Origin of the sequence: Halomonas sp. B23F22_20 (assembly GCF_043496985.1) — a bacterium.
Taxonomy (GTDB): domain Bacteria; phylum Pseudomonadota; class Gammaproteobacteria; order Pseudomonadales; family Halomonadaceae; genus Halomonas.
The window spans coordinates 22,617-39,236 of sequence record NZ_JBIEKH010000011.1 but is presented as its reverse complement, the minus strand read 5'-3'; the positions used below and the strand labels follow the sequence as shown (position 1 = coordinate 39,236).

Annotated in this window: 18 protein-coding genes; 15 read left to right on the top strand and 3 right to left on the bottom strand. The window is 66.8% G+C overall.

Annotation, left to right across the window (positions count from 1 at the left end):
• The first annotated feature begins 86 nt into the window (after positions 1–86).
• From ACGTN6_RS10695 to ACGTN6_RS10665, 7 genes are all read left to right on the top strand, one after another.
• The gene (locus tag ACGTN6_RS10695) at positions 87–410 is read left to right on the top strand and encodes a hypothetical protein (protein ID WP_394591497.1); all 324 of its coding nucleotides are present in this window, start codon (positions 87–89) and stop codon (positions 408–410) included.
• Entirely contained in the window at positions 385–840 is a 456-nt protein-coding gene (locus tag ACGTN6_RS10690; RefSeq protein ID WP_394591496.1) for a hypothetical protein, read from the top strand. Before ACGTN6_RS10695 ends, ACGTN6_RS10690 begins: the two co-directional genes overlap by 26 nt.
• A gap of 248 nt (positions 841–1,088) precedes the next feature.
• Complete coding sequence (locus tag ACGTN6_RS10685) at positions 1,089–1,559, top strand: copper chaperone PCu(A)C (RefSeq protein WP_394591495.1); 471 nt, start codon at positions 1,089–1,091, stop codon at positions 1,557–1,559.
• Between the two features lie 13 nt (positions 1,560–1,572).
• Positions 1,573–2,163, top strand: a complete 591-nt coding sequence (locus tag ACGTN6_RS10680; protein WP_394591494.1) for an SCO family protein — start codon at positions 1,573–1,575, stop codon at positions 2,161–2,163.
• Positions 2,164–2,383: 220 nt separating this feature from the next.
• Positions 2,384–3,535 carry an efflux RND transporter periplasmic adaptor subunit gene (locus ACGTN6_RS10675; protein ID WP_394591493.1) on the top strand — a complete coding sequence of 384 codons (1,152 nt, stop codon included), beginning with the start codon at positions 2,384–2,386 and terminating at the stop codon, positions 3,533–3,535.
• Positions 3,535–5,469, top strand: coding sequence for a MacB family efflux pump subunit (locus ACGTN6_RS10670; RefSeq protein WP_394591492.1), 1,935 nt, complete (start codon positions 3,535–3,537; stop codon positions 5,467–5,469). The genes ACGTN6_RS10675 and ACGTN6_RS10670 overlap by 1 nt, the downstream gene beginning before the upstream one ends.
• Positions 5,462–6,865, top strand: a complete 1,404-nt coding sequence (locus tag ACGTN6_RS10665) for an efflux transporter outer membrane subunit (RefSeq protein ID WP_394591491.1) — start codon at positions 5,462–5,464, stop codon at positions 6,863–6,865. The genes ACGTN6_RS10670 and ACGTN6_RS10665 overlap by 8 nt, the downstream gene beginning before the upstream one ends.
• Positions 6,866–6,887: 22 nt before the next feature.
• On the opposite strand, the gene ACGTN6_RS10660 is transcribed toward ACGTN6_RS10665, so the two are convergent.
• Together ACGTN6_RS10660 and ACGTN6_RS10655 are read right to left on the bottom strand one after the other, a co-directional pair.
• Positions 6,888–7,211 (bottom strand): TfoX/Sxy family protein, encoded by a 324-nt coding sequence (locus ACGTN6_RS10660; RefSeq protein WP_394591490.1) that lies wholly within the window; start codon positions 7,209–7,211, stop codon positions 6,888–6,890.
• 32 nt (positions 7,212–7,243) lie between these two features.
• Positions 7,244–8,038 carry a helix-turn-helix domain-containing protein gene (locus tag ACGTN6_RS10655; RefSeq protein WP_394591488.1) on the bottom strand — a complete coding sequence of 265 codons (795 nt, stop codon included), beginning with the start codon at positions 8,036–8,038 and terminating at the stop codon, positions 7,244–7,246.
• Positions 8,039–8,158: 120 nt separating this feature from the next.
• Here ACGTN6_RS10655 and ACGTN6_RS10650 point away from each other — a divergent pair, with 120 nt between their 5' ends.
• The 4 genes from ACGTN6_RS10650 (at position 8,159) to ACGTN6_RS10635 (ending at position 12,131) form a co-directional block, all read left to right on the top strand.
• The gene (locus tag ACGTN6_RS10650; protein ID WP_394591486.1) at positions 8,159–8,626 is read left to right on the top strand and encodes a carboxymuconolactone decarboxylase family protein; all 468 of its coding nucleotides are present in this window, start codon (positions 8,159–8,161) and stop codon (positions 8,624–8,626) included.
• Between the two features lie 205 nt (positions 8,627–8,831).
• Positions 8,832–10,673: a LodA/GoxA family CTQ-dependent oxidase gene (locus tag ACGTN6_RS10645; protein ID WP_394591485.1), complete on the top strand. Its 1,842-nt coding sequence runs from the start codon at positions 8,832–8,834 to the stop codon at positions 10,671–10,673.
• A complete protein-coding gene (locus ACGTN6_RS10640; RefSeq protein ID WP_394591484.1) occupies positions 10,670–11,782 on the top strand; it encodes an NAD(P)/FAD-dependent oxidoreductase in 1,113 nt (370 codons plus the stop codon). The genes ACGTN6_RS10645 and ACGTN6_RS10640 overlap by 4 nt, the downstream gene beginning before the upstream one ends.
• A 67-nt stretch (positions 11,783–11,849) precedes the next feature.
• On the top strand, positions 11,850–12,131 hold the full coding sequence (locus tag ACGTN6_RS10635; RefSeq protein WP_394591483.1) for a DUF503 domain-containing protein: 282 nt from the start codon (positions 11,850–11,852) through the stop codon (positions 12,129–12,131).
• Positions 12,132–12,145: 14 nt separating this feature from the next.
• On the opposite strand, the gene ACGTN6_RS10630 is transcribed toward ACGTN6_RS10635, so the two are convergent.
• Positions 12,146–13,042, bottom strand: coding sequence for an AraC family transcriptional regulator (locus ACGTN6_RS10630; RefSeq protein WP_394591482.1), 897 nt, complete (start codon positions 13,040–13,042; stop codon positions 12,146–12,148).
• A gap of 258 nt (positions 13,043–13,300) precedes the next feature.
• On the opposite strand from ACGTN6_RS10630, the gene ACGTN6_RS10625 reads away from it, so the two are divergent.
• From ACGTN6_RS10625 to ACGTN6_RS10610, 4 genes are all read left to right on the top strand, one after another.
• Positions 13,301–13,582: a hypothetical protein gene (locus tag ACGTN6_RS10625; RefSeq protein WP_394591481.1), complete on the top strand. Its 282-nt coding sequence runs from the start codon at positions 13,301–13,303 to the stop codon at positions 13,580–13,582.
• A gap of 228 nt (positions 13,583–13,810) precedes the next feature.
• Complete coding sequence (locus ACGTN6_RS10620) at positions 13,811–14,863, top strand: NAD(P)-dependent alcohol dehydrogenase (RefSeq protein ID WP_394591480.1); 1,053 nt, start codon at positions 13,811–13,813, stop codon at positions 14,861–14,863.
• Between the two features lie 120 nt (positions 14,864–14,983).
• Positions 14,984–15,982 (top strand): NADP-dependent oxidoreductase, encoded by a 999-nt coding sequence (locus tag ACGTN6_RS10615; protein WP_394591479.1) that lies wholly within the window; start codon positions 14,984–14,986, stop codon positions 15,980–15,982.
• Positions 15,979–16,605: a nucleotidyltransferase family protein gene (locus ACGTN6_RS10610; RefSeq protein ID WP_394591478.1), complete on the top strand. Its 627-nt coding sequence runs from the start codon at positions 15,979–15,981 to the stop codon at positions 16,603–16,605. The genes ACGTN6_RS10615 and ACGTN6_RS10610 overlap by 4 nt, the downstream gene beginning before the upstream one ends.
• The last annotated feature ends 15 nt before the right edge of the window (positions 16,606–16,620 follow it).

The window sequence follows — 16,620 nt, the reverse complement described above, 5'->3', positions numbered from 1 at the left end:
GCATGATGCCATCGGCCACCATTAGTCGGCGTCCAGTCTTTCTGGCACCATCCCATACCATCCATCGAGACCGACCAAGGAGCTCCATGAGCAGAGAGCTGGATGACTTCGAGAAAACCATGCATCAGGAGATCGATGCCTTCCTCAAGGCAGAGCCCGACAACGCCAAGCGTTCGGCACGCCCCTCTCCAGGCGCGGAGAAACCCGACGCCCGGCCGAAGGCCAGCGAGATACGCACGGGCCACATCGTCAAGCTCGCCGTGCGCACCAAGCAGCTGGAGATGGACACCACCTTCGAATACCACTCCTCCAGCATCTCGAAGCTCGAAGCGCAGATGGAAGCCGAGAAAGCGGCCCGCCAGGCCGGCTATCCGGTGATTGGCTATGTCATCGACATCCAGCGGCTCTGACCCCGCGACCGCCACCGGCCTCGGCCAGGCCCTGCGGTCAAACGCCGCGGCCCGCTTGCCGGCCAGGCCCGCCGGACATAAAATCCCGGCCATGCCACACTCTCGTCCCTTCATGCTGATGCTGGCCATTCCGGTGGTCCTGATTCTGGTTCTCGCCGGAGCGATTTTCGGTGGCCAAGTCATCGCCGATAGCCAGCGCGATCACGAGATCCAGCAGGCCATCGCCGCAACGCTTGGCACCTCGAGCGACATCGAGCTCTTGAATCTCCAGGAAGTGCAATACGGCTACGGAGTCTGTGGCCTGTATCAGTCGGCCGATTCGGAAAACGGCTATGCTTCCTTCTTCTACGACTCCGTCGGCGACCGCCTGACCCTCGACGTCAACTCGCGCGAGTTCAGATCACACTGCGACCTGTCAGCCATCTGCTGATCGTTGCCACGATGGCCGTCAGGGCCATCCCTGCCGATATTCTTGTCCAATACGCCGCTCGACCGGCCAACAGCCCGTCTCGCCCCGGCGGCTTGACATATTGTCGCAGGGACTTGCACGGCGTCCCCCGCACGCTAAGGTAGCACCAGAATAGAAAAAACCGCGCAGCATGACGGCCCATGGCGACCGGCGCTGCAACACCCTGAAGCCGGGCCAACAAGACGGCTCACCTGAACGGAGAAGCAGAGATGATGGCAAGTGCACCACAACACGGCGGGCCAGCACGGTCTTCACAGCGACTGGCCTGGGGCCTGCTGGCACTCCTGCTATCGACCGGCGCCGCCCAGGCCGCCGACCTGGAGGTGACGGATGCCCGGCTGAGGCTGATGCCCGGCGACCTGCCGGGTGCCGGTTACTTCCAGCTGCATAATGCCGGTGACGAGCCCGTGACCCTGGTGGGTGCCGATAACGATGCCTACGAGCATGTCATGCTGCACATGACGATGAACGAGGACGGCATGTCCAGCATGCACTCGGTTTCCGAACTCGAGATCGCCCCGGGCGACACGCTCGAGTTCGCCCCGAAGGGCTACCACCTGATGTTCATGAAGCGTCAACAGCCGTTGGCCGTAGGCGACGAAGTCGAGGTCACGTTCGAGTTCGCCGATGATCGAACGCTCCCCGTGACGTTCGATGTGGTCTCCCCCACGTCCGAATAGCATGAGCAGGTTCATGAAATACGCGATGACCAAGTGGTTGATCCCGGTAGCAGCCGTGCTCTGGCTGAGCGGATGCAGCGACCAGAACTGGCGCACCACGGATATTTCCGATGTCATGCCCCCTCTCGACTTCACGCTCGTCGATGAGGAGGGAGAGAACGCAAGCGCCGAGGACTACCTCGGAAAGGCTACGCTCGTCTACTTCGGCTATACCCACTGCCCCGATGTCTGCCCAACCACCTTGGCCAGAATTTCTGCCGCCACGAAGCGTCTCGACGACTCGTTGCGCGATGATATCCAGGTGCTGCTCGTCTCAGTCGACCCCGAACGCGATACGCCCGAGGTATTGAAAGAATATACGGACATCTTTGGTCCGCAGTTCGTCGGCCTGACCGGCGATACCGCACAGATCGATGCTGTGACCAATCGCTACCGTATTTCCTACGAATATGGCGAAAAGAATGATAACGGCAGCTACGATGTCAGCCACTCGAGTGCCATCTTCGCCTTCGACCCGCAAGGCAACGCCAAGCTTCTGATCCGCGACAGCGATCCTCTGGAAAGCGTGGTCGCCGACATCGCGCGGCTGGCAGCACAGGGCTGACAGCTACTCCCATGGCGGCCCACCGCCATGGGAATCCCACGCCACACCGCACTTCCCTCTTCCCTCTTCCCTCTTCACCTCTCACCTCTCACCTCTCACCTCTCACCTCTCACCTCTCACCTCTCACCCACGCTTATCATTTTCATCCAAATCAAGTCATATTGTTTGCAATTTGCGACGCTAGAGTCGTGAACCATTCTCATTGGTTCCTGGATGCGCCATGACACGCTGGATTCGCCGTCGCCCGAAAACGACCCTGTCGTTGCTGATCATCGTCGCCCTGTTGCTGGTAGCCGGCTGGCGCTGGGGGCTGGCATCAGCCCCGGTCGTGGAATGGCAGACCGCCCAGGTAGAGCGCGGCGACGTCGAGGAAGTGGTGACGGCGCTGGGTACGCTGGAACCCAAGGACTACGTTGACGTCGGCGCCCAGGTGTCCGGCCAGCTCACCGACCTGTACGTGGACGTCGGCGACAGCGTGGAAGCCGGCCAGCTGCTGGCGGAGATCGACGCCTCGGTGCAGCAGACCCAAGTAGAAGCCGGGCTGGCGGAGCTCGAGGCGCTGCGCGCCCAACTCGAACAGCGCCAGGCGGAACTGGAGCTCGCCCGCCTGCAGTATCAACGCCAGCAGCGCCTGCGCGCGGCCGATGCCACCAGCGACGACACCTACCAGACGGCCCGCTCGACGCTCGCCGTGAATCGGGCGCAGATCAAGGTGCTCGAGGCACAGATTCGCCAGAAGCAGGCCAGCGTCGAGGGCGATCAGGCCAACCTCGGCTACGCCAGGATCTACGCGCCGCGCAGCGGCACGGTGGTCAGCCTCGAGGCCCGCGAGGGCCAGACCTTGAACGCCAACCAGACCACCCCGACGCTGATGCGCATCGCCGATCTGTCGATCATGACGGTCTCTACCCAGGTCTCCGAGGCCGATGTGGATCGCCTCACCGCGGGCATGCCGGTCTACTTCAACACCCTGGGCAACGACCGGGTGCGCTACGACAGCACCCTGCGCCAGGTGCTGCCGACGCCGGAAGTGGTCAACAACGTAGTGCTCTATACCGCAGAGTTCGACGTCGACAACGACGACGGCCGGCTGATGTCCGGCATGACCGCCCAGGCATTCTTCGTGGTCGAGGCCGCCGATGACGCCCTCAGCGTGCCGGTCGCCGCAGTGCAGCGCACCGACGGCCAGGCCCGGGTGCGGGTGCTCGACGCCCAGGGCAACCCGCAGCCTCGCGAGGTCGAGATCGGCTTCAACAACCGGGTGCGCACGGTCATCACACGCGGCCTGGATGAAGGCGATCGAGTGGTGCTGGGCCGGTCGACCGCCCAGGCCGACACTGGCGACTCACCGCGCCGTCGGGGGCTGTTCTAATGGCGCTGATCGAACTGCGCGACATCCGCAAGCGCTACCCGGCCGGCGAGCACGACGTGGAGGTGCTGCACGGCATCGATCTCGATATCGAGGCCGGCGAGTTCATTGCCATCATGGGCAGCTCCGGCTCCGGCAAGTCCACGCTGATGCACATCCTCGGCTGCCTGGACCAGCCCAGCGACGGCGAGTATCGCTTCGCAGGCCGGCCGATCACCGAGATGGACCACGAGCAGCTGGCCTGGCTGCGGCGTGAAATGTTCGGCTTCGTGTTCCAGAGCTACCACCTGATCGGCACCGCCAGCGCCTGGGAAAACGTGGCCCTGCCCGCCATCTACGCCGGCATGCCGCGCGACGAGCGCAAGACCCGCGCCCAGCAGCTGCTCGATGAACTGGGTCTGGGCGAGCGGCTGGAGAACCGTCCCAACCAGCTCTCCGGCGGCCAGCAGCAGCGCGTCTCCATCGCCCGGGCGCTGATGAACGGTGGCCAGGTGATCATGGCCGACGAACCCACCGGCGCCCTGGACAGCGTCAGCGGCGAGGCGGTGATGGAGCAGCTGCGCGAGCTCGCCCGCCGAGGCCATACGGTGATCGTGATCACCCACGATGCCAAGGTCGCCGAACACGCCGACCGCGTGGTGGAGATCCACGACGGCCGGATCCTCGACGACCGCCGCCGTCGCCCACACCATGGCGACAAGGCCCACGCCGTGGCCGAGCCGCCTAAGCGCTCCAGCCTGCCTGACGCCGGCGAGATCGGCGAGGCGGTGCTGATGGCACTGCGCTCGCTCAGGGCCAACTGGCTGCGCACCCTGCTGACGCTGCTCGGTATCGTGATCGGCGTCGGCGCGGTGGTGGTGATGCTGGCGATCGGCCAGGGCGCCAAGCAGGACGTGGTGGCGCGCATCAGCGACCGCGGCACCAACCTGCTGGTGATCCGTCCGGACCGCGGCCAGCAGCGCGTGGCCGACGGCGTGATCGCCACCCTGGTGCCGGACGACGCCAAAGCGCTCGAGACGCTGCCCAACGTGCGCACCGCGGTGCCCGAAATCTCCGGCAGCGTCACCGCCCGGGCCAACGGCCAGGACGTCTCCACCAGCGTCCAGGCGGTGACGCCGGACTTCACCAGCCTGCGCGACTGGCAGCCGGTGCAGGGCATCTTCTTCGGCGAGCAGGACCAGAATGCCTACGCGCCGGTGGCAGTGATCGGCCAGACGATCAGGGACAACCTGTTCCCGAACAGCGATCCGCTGGGCCAGTTCCTGATGCTCGACAGCATCCCCTTCCAGGTGATCGGCGTGATGAGCGCCCAGGGCGCCACCGACTGGGGCGACGACCAGGACGACGTGGTGTTTGTGCCGCTCTCCACCGGCACCCTGCGGCTGTTCGGCCAGAACTACCTGCGCTCGATCACCCTGGCGGTGGACGACGTCTCACGCATCGACGGCACCGAACAGGCCGCCGTGGACCTGCTCACCCAACGCCACGGCCAGCGCGATGTGCGGGTGTTCAACATGGCCTCGCTGCTCGACATGGTTTCCGAGACCCAGAACACCCTGACCATGCTGCTTGGATCGATCGCCGCGATCTCGCTGCTGGTCGGCGGCATCGGGGTGATGAACATCATGCTGGTCAGCGTCGCCGAACGCGTGCACGAGATCGGCATCCGCATGGCCACCGGGGCACGCCAACGCAACATTCTTCAGCAGTTCCTGACCGAGTCGGTGGTGGTCTCCGCGCTGGGCGGCATCATCGGCGTGGCCGCCGGCGTGCTGGTGGGGCTGCTGCTCGGCGGGCTCGGCATGGCCATCGTGTTTTCCGTGCCGGTGATGGTGGCGTCGTTCTTCTGCGCCGCCATCATCGGGCTGCTGTTCGGTTTTGCTCCGGCGCTCAAGGCCGCGCGCCTGAACCCGGTGGAGGCATTGAGCAATGACTAGCATGAACCGCACCGTCGCCCTGCTGCTGGCGGCGGCTCTGCTCTCCGGCTGTGCCATGAGCTCCGGGCTCAGCGCTCCAGCCTCCGAGCCGCCCGCCCAGTGGCTCAACCAGCAGCGCGCCAGCCAGGCCATGGTGCACCACCCACGCTGGTGGGCGCAGTTCGGCAGCGCCGAGCTGGACCGGCTGGTGCGTCGCGCACTCGACGCCAACACCGACCTGCTGGCGGCCGCCGCCCGCATCGAGCAGGCCGACGCCCAGCTCACCCAGGCCGGCGCCTCGCTGTTCCCGACCCTGGGGCTTTCGACCGGTGCCAGCCGCAACGGCACGATCGGCGCCAGCGGCACCACCGAGGGCTACAGCGCCAATCTCAATGCCAGCTACGAGCTCGACCTGTGGGGCGCAGTACGCAACAACCGCGATGCGGCCAAGGCCTCACTGCTGGCCAGCCGCTTCGCCCGCGACACCGTGCAGCTCACCGTGCTCGCCAGCGTGGTGAACACCTACCTCCAGGTGCGCTACCTGCAGGACAGCCTGGCTCTGACCGAGGACAACCTGCGGCTGGCCGAACGGCTGCTTGAGCAGGTGCGCGCCAAGGTCGAGAACGGTGCCGTCTCGCCCCAGGACCTGGCCCAGCAGCGGACCGTGGTGGCCAACGCCCGGGCCCGGCTTCCCGATCTGCGCCAGCAGCTACGCCAGAGCCGCTACGCGCTGGCCGTGCTGGTCGGCGAGATGCCCCAGGGCTTCACGATCGACGGCGGCGAGCTCGAGACATTGACCCTGCCGGACATCCAGGCCGGCCTGCCCGACCAGGTACTCGCCCAGCGCCCTGACGTCGCCCAGGCCCAAGCCTCACTGATGGCCGCCGACCGACAGGTGGCGGTCGCCCGGGCCGACTACTGGCCGTCGATCACCCTCACCGGAAGCGGCGGCTATTCCAGCAGCGACCTTTCCTCGCTGCTCAGCGGCGATGCCCTCTACAACCTGGCCCTGTCGCTGCCCCAGACGCTGTTCGACGGCGGCGCGCGCAGCGCCCGAATCGACCAGGCTACCGCCGCCTGGGAGGAGCAACGCGCCGGCTACGTCGGCACCCTGCTGACCGCCCTGCAGGAAGTGGAGCAGTCGCTCGGCAACGTGCAGGCCCTGGCGGCGCAGCAGCAGTATCGCGACGAGGCCTATCAACAGGCGCAAGAAGCCTACCGCATCGCCCGCGTGCGCTACCGGGAAGGCGCCACCGAGCTCACCGACGTGCTTAACGCTCAGAGCAGTTTCAACAGCGCCCGCCAGAACCGCCTGGACCTGGCCTACAGCCAGTATCAGTCCCGCGTCACCCTGTTCCGGGTGCTCGGCGAGGGCGGCGAGAGGCAAAACATCGAGGGCTCGGCAGCGAACGCATGACCCGCACGGAGCCGTCCCCCGTTCAGGCGCGGCCCCGCAACGCCGCCGCCAGGGAACGCCGCGCCCATGCCAGCGCCAGCTCGGGGTCCTCGAACAGCGCTTCCGGTGCCTGGTGGTAGGAAAGCCTCACCACTTTGCCCCGGCGCAGATACGCGAAGGGTTCTAGCCCCTCGCGTTCGAAATCCGCCACGTTTTCCGCATCCGTCTTGAGGTACAGGGTCTCGTCTGTCACCAGGGCAAACATCACCCCGTCGTGAAAGATGCCGTGCCCGCCGAACATCCGACGCGCGGTGATGGGCCCCAGCAGCGCAAAGACATCCTGCAGATACTCCGTGTACTCGCTCATCGTGCCCCCGCAATTTGGACGCTATCGACGGCCTAGCCCGTCGTCATCGCCCACCATTTCGCATGATAGGCCCCGGGCGTGATGCCCATTACCCGCCGGAACTCATGGGTGAAATGTGACTGATCGGCAAAGCCCGTGCGGTAAGCGATATCGGTCATCGAGGCCTCCATGCCCGACTTCACCAGTTCACGCGCATAGCCGACCCGCTGCAGGCGGCTGAACTGCTTGGGAGTGAAACCCACCTGGGTACTGAACAGGCGTTCCAACTGGCGCTGGCCGATGCCGCTGTGCGCCATCAACCGCGACAGCGGCAGAGTTCCGCGATGGCGCTCGATCATGCCCAGCAGTTGAGCCAGGTCGGGATGATGCCACGTCCGGCAGTGGCCCAGCCGCCGCAACAGGCTCGCCTCGATCAGGGCGATACGCTCGTCCGTTCCCCGCACCTCGGCCATGCGCTCCTGCAACGCCTCGAACGTCTGCAACGACCGGGGCAACAGCGACAGGTCACGGTGGCCGCCCAGCTCCGGCAGCGGCATGCCGAAGAAGGGGTAGCCATGCCCCGGATAAAAACGGATACCGAAGGCCTCCAGCGGCCCGACGAACTCGACCCGTGCGCTACGCATGGCCGGCCCGCAGACGAGCGTAGCCATCTCCATCGCCTCGCCGTCGAGAGCCAACGCGCCGGTCAGGGTGAAGATGAGGCCGCTGCCGGCATCCGGATGCATGAAGCGGGGCGGGCTGGCGTCGCTTTCATGGCGCAGGTGCCAATAGCACTGCACATGAGGGGCGAGCGCCGGGCTGGGGCGGTAGGTGTGAAAAGCGACCATCGCATGGCGTCCACGAGCGTCGATGCCGCATCTTATCGAGCGATGTCGATTTTTTACAATGGCTCGACCGCCGGGAGGGGGTAGTTTGCCTCTCGTTCCCACGAGACAAGGAGACGAGCCATGCAACTGAACTATCCGTCGGAAGCCCCGGGCGCCTTGCGCGCCATGGCCGGGCTGGAGCACTACGTCAAGGCCGAACGGTCGCTGGATGCCAGCCTGCTGCACCTGATCAAGATACGCGTCTCCCAGCTAAACCGCTGCGCCTACTGCATCGACATGCACACCCAGGATGCCCGCCTGGACGGAGAAACCGAGCAGCGCCTGTATGCCCTAAGCGCCTGGCGCGACACCCCCTTCTTTCAGGAGAGCGAACGGGCCGTCCTGGCATGGGCCGAAGCCACCACCCGGCTGGCCCAAGCGGACCTCGGCGACGGCTTGCTGGCGGAGCTGCGTCGGCACTTCAGCGACAAGCAGATCGTGGATTTGACCATGGCGATCGTGGCCATCAACGGCTGGAACCGCCTGAGCGTCGGCTTCGGTGCCGAAGCCGGCAGCTATACGCCGGGCCAGTTCGACGGCACGGGCTGAGTTCGGATCCGGCGGCGGCCAGCGCCCGTGGCCGCCGCCGCGAGAACGAGCGTTGAAAACACTAGCCGGCCTCTCATTCCCAAGGACTACCCTCAATAAGACTTTGACGATAAAGCGGCACTCGTTCGCCGCATGACATCATGGACCGGCGCGACGCCAGGCATCCCAAGCGGCCTGGCGTCGCGCCCTGGAAAGGGGGAGCAGGATGACCGAGATTGCCTACGCCAAGATCCACCCGGCCATCGGCATTGCCAGGGTCGGTAACTCAGGGGACATCGATGGCTTTACCATTGGCCCCCAGGTCATCGATCCCCCTCCCCGGGAGCCCGGCCACTACCGGGATGCCAGCGGGGCCCTCAAGCGAGAGGTCGCCGAGTTCCGTCTCTACGGCTACGACGTCAACGGCCAGGTGGTGCGTGAGCTGACCATGGATGCCGACACCCGCATCGCCTGGACGGTGGAGCTGGCCAACCACAAGGCGGCCTGGTACGACTTCCATCTCGCTCTGGACATCCCGGAAGCGGCGTCGGCACCACCTTCGCAGCGCCGCAACCACGAGGTGCCGACCGCAGAGCGCCACCTGCTGTCCATCACGCCCGGCCCCCGCCGCATCGAGATTCCCTCCGGCCGCGGCCCCGACTTCCAGTTCACCGGCGGCTCCTTCATGGGGATCGAGGTGCCGCTGGGCGAATTGCGCACCGATGACGCCGGCCGCCTGCGGGTCTTCGGTGGCCAGGGACAATCCGCCTCCTATCGTGGGGAGCCGCCCACCACCTTCGCCAACAACGACGGCTGGTACGACGACACCGGCGACGGGCCGGTGACGGCCGTGGTGCAGGTAAACGGCCGAGACATCGAGGTCGTGCCGGCCTGGGTGGTGGTGGCGCCGCCCAACTACGGCCCCCAGCAGAAGGCGGTGCGCACCATGTATGCGCTGATGACCGACCTGGCGATCAAGGCCGGCCAGCTGCCGGCGACCACCCGCCCCTCGTTCCGCGACGACATCCTGCCGATCCTCAAGGCCATGTGCGACCTGCAGTGGATGAACGCCGGCTTTGCCGCCGGCTTCGGCCACGGTATGCCCCAGCACTTCCTGGAGCCGCGCTATCTCGCCCAGTTGGCAGCGCCGGGCGATACCTATGCCGAGCTGCGCCGCAGCGTAGCCAACGGCTTTCGCAATCCCCGGGACGGCGACATCTCGCAGAAGCCCTGGCCGTGGATCTACGGCGATGCCATGGACGTCCCGATGCCGCGGGTGGCCGACGCCATGAACGCCCTGACCACCACCCAGCTGGCGATGCTGGACAAGTGGGTAGCCGGCGACTTCGACGCCGACTACGACCCCCACCGGGTGTCACCGAGCGGCATTGACGAGGTACCGGTCGCGCAGCAGCCCGCCATGCTCGACCGCGCGGCCCTGGAGTTCTGCATCGCCGATGCCTTCCACCCGGGCTGCGAAATGACCTGGCCGGTGCGCCACAGCAGCATGTACCTGGAACCCTACCGCTGGCGCCACCGCGCTGCCGAAAACCCGGAGCCGGACTACGGCACGACCCTGACGCCCGAAAAGGCACTGTCCTACGACGGCCCGCTGTATGGCCAGTCGCCAGGCTCCATCACCCGCTGGATGGCGATTCCATGGCAGACCGACACCGCCAGCTGCCGCTCCGGCTACGACGCCGCATACGATCCTTACCTGCCCACCTTCTGGCCGGCCCGAGTGCCCAACCAGGTACTGAGCGAACAGAACTATCGCCGGGTCATGGACGATTCGCTGCCGCGGGAAGAGCGCCTGGCCGCCTACCACCAGCGCGCCGACTGGGACCGCACCCTCGGCGTCGGCAAGAAGACCCAGCTGGCCAACATGGTGGCTCATTTCGATGACATGGGCATCGTCGAAGTGCGGCCGGGGCCGACCGACGACCCCGACTTCCCGTCGCACATGCAGGTCGAGGATCGGGGCGGGCGCGACCTGACCGCCGAAGAGCGCCAGCACACCGACGAGGGCATGCGTGAGCTGCTGATCGCCCGGCGGCGCGAACGGTGAGCGGCAATCGGCAAACCTGGGATGCGGTGATCGTCGGCGGCGGGCCCGCGGGCCTGGCGCTCGCCACTCTGCTGCGACCGCATCGGCGAGTGCTGGTGCTTGAGCGCCGCGACAGCCCGCCGGCCTCACCGCCCATCGGCGAGTCGCTGCCAGGAGCCGCCAGCATTCTGCTGCAGCGCCTCGGCGTTCTGGCCACCTTTCGCGACGCGGGACACCGGGAGCGAGGCGCCGCCGTCTCCGTGTGGGACATCGACTGCCCGGTCTGGCGCGACACCATCGTCGACCCCGCCGGCCCAGGCTGGTACCTGGATCGTCGAGCCTTCGAGCAGATGCTGCAGCAACAGGCGTTGGACGTCGGCGTAACGCTACGTCAGGGCTCGCCTGTCTCGACCGTTGCCCATCGATGCGGCGAGTGGCAGCTGGAGACGCCCCAGGGCGACGTGCGGGCGCCGGTACTGGTGGACGCCACCGGCCGCCGCGGTAGCCTGGCCCGACAGCTGGGCCTTTCACGCCACGATGGCCCCCCGCTGCTGTGCCTTTACGGCTTCCTGGAACGCCCTCCCGAGAGCCGCGACAACACCATGCGCGTGCAGGCCGATGCCCACGGTTGGTGGTATACCGTGCCCCTTCCCGGGGGGCGCCGCGTGCTGGCCTGTCACCTGGACCTCGATGACCCCTTGCACCACCGCCTCAAGCAGCCCGAGGCCTTCCTGGCCACGGCCCGGCAGCACGCCTTGCTGGCGGAGGCACTGCAAGGCGCCGACGCCCCCGAGCGCATACGCGGCCGACCGGCCGGCACCTCGCTGCTGGACGTGGCACAACTGCCAAGGGCGGGGCCGGGATTCCTGGCCGTCGGGGATGCACTGCTGGCCTTCGATCCACTGGCCTCCCAGGGGCTCTTCCACGCCCTGGCCTCGGCCGCCAGCGCGGCCCGAGCCATCGAGAGAGGCCTGAACCGTTCACTCGGTGCCTACCAGCAGGAGATGCAGGCAGTTGCCGGGCGCTACCTACAGCACCTCCGCGCCAGCTATCAGGGCCCCAAACGCTTCGCCCGAGAGCCCTTCTGGCAACGACGGTTCATGGCGCCGGCGGGTCGCCGAGTCTCGTAGGTCATACTCCCCTACGATCCGCTATCCTGGGCGTCTCGAGTGAAGATTTCCGGCGGCAACAGCCATCATGCATATCGGCATTCTAACCATGACCTTCGCCCTCCCCGGCTGCACCTCGCTCAAGGAGAAACGCCAGCGCATGGGCGGACTTCACGAGCGCTTCGGACGCCGCCCGGCGGTGGCGGTCTGCGAGAGCGGTGGGCGCAACAGCCTGACCACCAGCGAATGGACCTTCGTGATCACAGGCCACTCGCTGGCGCAGGTCGAATCGCTATGCAGCGAAATCGAGGACAGGCTGCAGCGCGGCGTGGACGGCCGGGTCATCGAGACGATACGCGAGATGCTGTAGCGGTCAGGCGTCGGTCACGAGGCCTGCAGCGCACGCTCTTCCTTGCGGTGCTGCAGCGGCGAGGTGCCGAAATAGCGCTTGTAGTCGCGGCTGAACTGGGAAACGCTGCGATAGCCCACCGCTTCGGCGGCCTGGTTGACGTTACGGTCCTCCTGAACGAGCAGCTGCTGGGCCTTGATCAGCCGCAGGCGCTTGAGATACTGCAGCGGCGACGCCTGGGCCACTTGCTTGAAGTGCTGGTGGAAGGTCGAGGGGCTCATATTGGCCTGACGCGCCAGGTCCTCCACCGAGATCTCCTCCGCGAAGTGGCCATGCAATCGCGACAGCACCTGGACGATCCGTGAGTAGTGCCCCTGGTGGTGCACCATGGCACGCAGCGCAGGCCCCTGCTCGCCACGCAGCGCCTCGAACACCACGTCGCGTACGCGCAGCTGCCCCATGGCGGCGGTCTCGGCAGGATCGTGCAGGGTGCGCAGCAGCCGCACCACGGCGCCCTGCATGCCGTCGGTCATCGACACCGAGGCCATGGGCACGGGCGTCTCGTCGTCCTCGTTCCGCTCCCCCATGGCGGTGACCAGCTCGCCGAGCAGCGCAGGGTCGAGACGTATCGACATGCCCAGCAGAGGCGCCTCGGCCGAGGCATGCGTCTCGCACTCGAAGGGCAGCGGCAACGTCTGCACCAGATACTGCCCGGGGCCGTAGTGGATTTCGCGATCGCCGAGATGGCCAATCTTGTAGCCCTGGGCAACGATGATCAGGCTCGGCTCGTACATCAGCGGCGTGCGAGCCACGGGGCGCCGCACTCCCATCAGCGACACCGTCGACAGCGGCGTCGGCGTATAGCCGTCACGCTCGACCAGCGGCGCGAGCAGCTCGATCAGCGGACATGACACGGTTTTCAAGACTTGCATTCCGGGTTCCTTTGCCTGAGGCTCTCCCACAAGATCGTGATGATTCTAGCGCATATTCTTGCTTCCCTTCGCTCTTTCCAACAGGAATGAGCAAAAACGCCGGAGAAACATCGGTCCTCAGCGGCCCCCTCCCTCTCCATAATGTCGCCATCCTCACACGAGGTCACAGCGTTCGAGACGACACGCCACGGCCGCCGATTGCCGCCGTCCCTCGCCACCGAACGCCGTGTGATGTTCCCCGACATTGGAGACCGATCCATGAAGATCCGACTGGCCCTGCCCGCCCTGCTCCTTAGCACCCTGTCCCTGACCGCCCAGGCCGACAACGCCGCCGAGCGCGCCCTGCAGCTCAACCAGGCGCCGCTAGCTCCGATGAACCAGCGGGTCGAGTCGGCGGAGCGATCCACCGTGAGCGCCCACTTCAGCGGCGGTAGCGTGGCAATGCAGAAGGCCCGTGCCGCCTTGAAGGCCCGCAGCGTCGAGACCCGCTTCGCGGTCCACGACGACGCCCTAAAGCCGGCCCGGCACGCCACCAGCTGAACCGTCGAATCGCGACGATGCCCCGTCGGGGGCGTCGTCGCCTGGCATTGCGCGGCGATTCCACGGCCGGCCGATTATGACGATTTCCCGGGCATCATGCGCAGGTCGCCGCCGACCTTTCGGAGGAATGCGCAAAAACGCCGGAGAAACGACGGTCCATGACCGCGTCCCGGCTTCCCATAATGTCCTCATATCCCTAACCCCTCATACCGAGAGGAGTCTCGTTTCATGAGCCAAGCCCGTTCCTATGCGGCCCACGCCGCCGACCAGCCACTGGCCCCCTACACCTTCGAGCGTCGCGAGCCGCGCGCGGATGACGTCGCCATCGAGATCCTCTACTGCGGCGTCTGCCACAGCGACCTGCACTATGCGCAGAACGATTGGGGTGCCACCGAATACCCGATCGTCCCAGGCCACGAGATCGTCGGCCGCGTCACCGCCGTGGGCAGCGATGTCAGCCAGTTCCGGATCGGCGATGTCGTCGGCGTGGGCTGCATGGTCGATTCCTGCCGCCACTGCCATCCCTGCGAGGACGGCCACGAGCAGTACTGCCTGAACGGCTTCACCCCGACCTATGGCGCCCCGGACCGCCAGGACGGCGTGTTCACCCAGGGCGGCTACTCCGACAAGATCGTGGTCAACGAGCACTTCGTGCTGCGCATGCCGGAAGGCATCGACCTGGCCTCGGCCGCGCCGATCCTGTGCGCCGGCATCACCACCTACTCGCCGCTCAAGCACTACGGTGTGAAGGCCGGCGACAAGGTCGGCGTGATCGGCATGGGCGGCCTCGGCCACATGGGCGTCAAGCTGGCCAAGGCGCTGGGCGCCGAGGTCACCGTGTTCACCCGCTCCGAGGCCAAGATCGAGGAAGCGCGTCGCCACGGCGCTCATCACGTCGTCGTCTCCACCGACGAGGCGCAGATGGCCGCGGTCGCCGAGACCTACGACTTCATGCTCGACACCGTGCCGGTGCAGCACGATATCAACCCCTACCTGGCGGCCCTGAAGTACGACGGCACCCACATCCTGGTCGGCCTGCTCGAGCCTATCGAACCGGCCGTGCAGGCCTTCAACCTGGTGTTCAAGCGCCGCGTGCTGGCCGGCTCGCTGATCGGCGGCATCGAAGAGACCCAAGAGCTGCTCGACTTCTGCGCCGAGCATGACATCCGCTGCGACGTCGAGATGATCGACATCCAGGACATCAACACCGCCTTCGAGCGCATGCAGAAGAGCGACGTGCGCTACCGCTTCGTGATCGACATGGCCTCGCTCAAGGCCTGATGCTGGGCTGCCGGTCGCCTCAGGGTGGCCGGCGTCGTCATGGCCAACGTTCTCCGGTCATGACGTGACGCGCTAGGCTGAGACATCGCTGAATCAGGTTTCCAGGACGGAGAGGACAACATGCAGTCACGCTATTTCACCATCACCGATCATCCCAAGGGCACCCCGGACAGAGAACTGTTCGCCCTGCGCGAGACCGAGCTGCCGGCGCTGGCCGAGGGCGAGGTGCGGGTGCGCAACACCTGGCTGTCGGTGGACCCCTACATGCGCGGCCGCATGAGCGGCGTCACCACCTACATCGACCCCTTCGAGCTGGGCGCGCCGCTGCAAGGCGCGGCCATCGGCGAGGTCATCGAATCCCGCGCTGAGGCCTTCCCCACAGGCACCCGGGTGCGCCACATGGGCGGCTGGCGGGACATCGCCCAATTGCCGGCCGAGCAGCTCGAACGCCTGCCCGACTTCGATGTGCCGGAACAGGCCTACCTGGGCGTGCTGGGCATGCCGGGAATGACCGCCTGGGCCGGCCTCAACCGCATTGCCGAGATGCAGGAAGGCGACAACGTGCTGGTCAGCGGCGCCGCCGGCGCCGTGGGCTCGCTGGCCGTGCAGCTGGCCAAGGCCAAGGGCGGCACCGTGGTCGGCATCGCCGGCTCGCAGGACAAGCTCGACTGGCTAGAGTCGCTCGGCGTCAAGGCGGTCAGCTACAAGGATCGCGATGCCGACGAGCTCACCGCGGCGCTACGGGAAGCCTGTCCCGAGGGCTTCGACGTCTACTACGAGAACGTCGGCGGCACCTGCCTGGAGGCGGCGCTGAACACCCTGAAAGTCGGCGCGCGCATCGCGGTGTGCGGGATGATCTCCCGCTACAACGAGGCCACTCCCAGCGCCGGCCCCGGCAACCTGGCGATGCTGCTGATCCGTCGTGCCCGCATGGAAGGCTTCATCGTCTTCGACCACTGGGCCCACTACCCGCAGTTCCTCGAGGAGGTCGGTCCACAGGTCGAAGGCGGCCGCCTCGACTACGACGAGACCGTGGAAGACGGCCTGGAACGCACCCCGGACGCCTTCCTCAAGCTGTTCGAGGGCGCCAACCGCGGCAAGATGCTGGTTCGCCTGTGAATCGATCCGACCGGGAAGCTAGCCCGGACGCGCTGGCGGTGATCATGGCCGCCGGAGCTTCGCGGCGCTTCGGCGCCGCGGACAAGCGTCTGGCCCGGCTGCCGTCGGGCCAGACGCTGCTGGCCGCCACGGTGGCCAGGGCCGCCGGCGCGTTTGCACACCTGCGCGTGGTGATTCGCGACGAGGACGATCCCGTCGCCCTGGGGCTCGCCCCGGATACGCCGCTGATCCGTGCGCCCCATGCCGGCGACGGGCTCGGGGCCAGCCTCGCCGACGCCTTCGCCGTCCTAGCGAAGGACGATGCCCTGGCCGACCTCGAGGCCGCCGCGGTGCTGCTCGGCGATATGCCGGCCCTGGCCGACGAGACGCTGAAGCGGCTGCTGGATCACGCCGCCAGAGAGCGCATCGTGCGCCCCCGCCACGCCGGCCGCCCCGGGCATCCGGTGCTGTTCGGCCGCGCCTACTGGAGCGAACTCGCGAGTCTCGGCGGCGACGAAGGCGCACGCCGCGTGATCGCCCGCCACCGAGGCCACTGCCTCGAGCTTGCGATGGGCGATCCCGGCATCCACCTGGACATCGACATCGCCTCGGACCTGGCAGCCCTGCCTCGAGGCTTAGCGTGAAAAAGGCCATCCAGC

Bases quoted from the DNA above. Each gene is read 5' to 3' on its own strand.
- ACGTN6_RS10650 (WP_394591486.1), top strand. From the start codon at position 8,159: ATGCAACTGAACTATCCGTCGGAAGCCCCGGGCGCCTTGCGCGCCATG.
- ACGTN6_RS10675 (WP_394591493.1), top strand. From the start codon at position 2,384: ATGACACGCTGGATTCGCCGTCGCCCGAAAACGACCCTGTCGTTGCTG.
- ACGTN6_RS10620 (WP_394591480.1), top strand. From the start codon at position 13,811: ATGAGCCAAGCCCGTTCCTATGCGGCCCACGCCGCCGACCAGCCACTG.
- ACGTN6_RS10665 (WP_394591491.1), top strand. From the start codon at position 5,462: ATGACTAGCATGAACCGCACCGTCGCCCTGCTGCTGGCGGCGGCTCTG.
- ACGTN6_RS10630 (WP_394591482.1), bottom strand. From the start codon at position 13,042: ATGCAAGTCTTGAAAACCGTGTCATGTCCGCTGATCGAGCTGCTCGCG.
- ACGTN6_RS10685 (WP_394591495.1), top strand. From the start codon at position 1,089: ATGATGGCAAGTGCACCACAACACGGCGGGCCAGCACGGTCTTCACAG.
- ACGTN6_RS10615 (WP_394591479.1), top strand. From the start codon at position 14,984: ATGCAGTCACGCTATTTCACCATCACCGATCATCCCAAGGGCACCCCG.
- ACGTN6_RS10690 (WP_394591496.1), top strand. From the start codon at position 385: ATGTCATCGACATCCAGCGGCTCTGACCCCGCGACCGCCACCGGCCTC.
- ACGTN6_RS10695 (WP_394591497.1), top strand. From the start codon at position 87: ATGAGCAGAGAGCTGGATGACTTCGAGAAAACCATGCATCAGGAGATC.
- ACGTN6_RS10680 (WP_394591494.1), top strand. From the start codon at position 1,573: ATGAAATACGCGATGACCAAGTGGTTGATCCCGGTAGCAGCCGTGCTC.
- ACGTN6_RS10625 (WP_394591481.1), top strand. From the start codon at position 13,301: ATGAAGATCCGACTGGCCCTGCCCGCCCTGCTCCTTAGCACCCTGTCC.
- ACGTN6_RS10660 (WP_394591490.1), bottom strand. From the start codon at position 7,211: ATGAGCGAGTACACGGAGTATCTGCAGGATGTCTTTGCGCTGCTGGGG.
- ACGTN6_RS10655 (WP_394591488.1), bottom strand. From the start codon at position 8,038: ATGGTCGCTTTTCACACCTACCGCCCCAGCCCGGCGCTCGCCCCTCAT.
- ACGTN6_RS10635 (WP_394591483.1), top strand. From the start codon at position 11,850: ATGCATATCGGCATTCTAACCATGACCTTCGCCCTCCCCGGCTGCACC.
- ACGTN6_RS10645 (WP_394591485.1), top strand. From the start codon at position 8,832: ATGACCGAGATTGCCTACGCCAAGATCCACCCGGCCATCGGCATTGCC.
- ACGTN6_RS10670 (WP_394591492.1), top strand. From the start codon at position 3,535: ATGGCGCTGATCGAACTGCGCGACATCCGCAAGCGCTACCCGGCCGGC.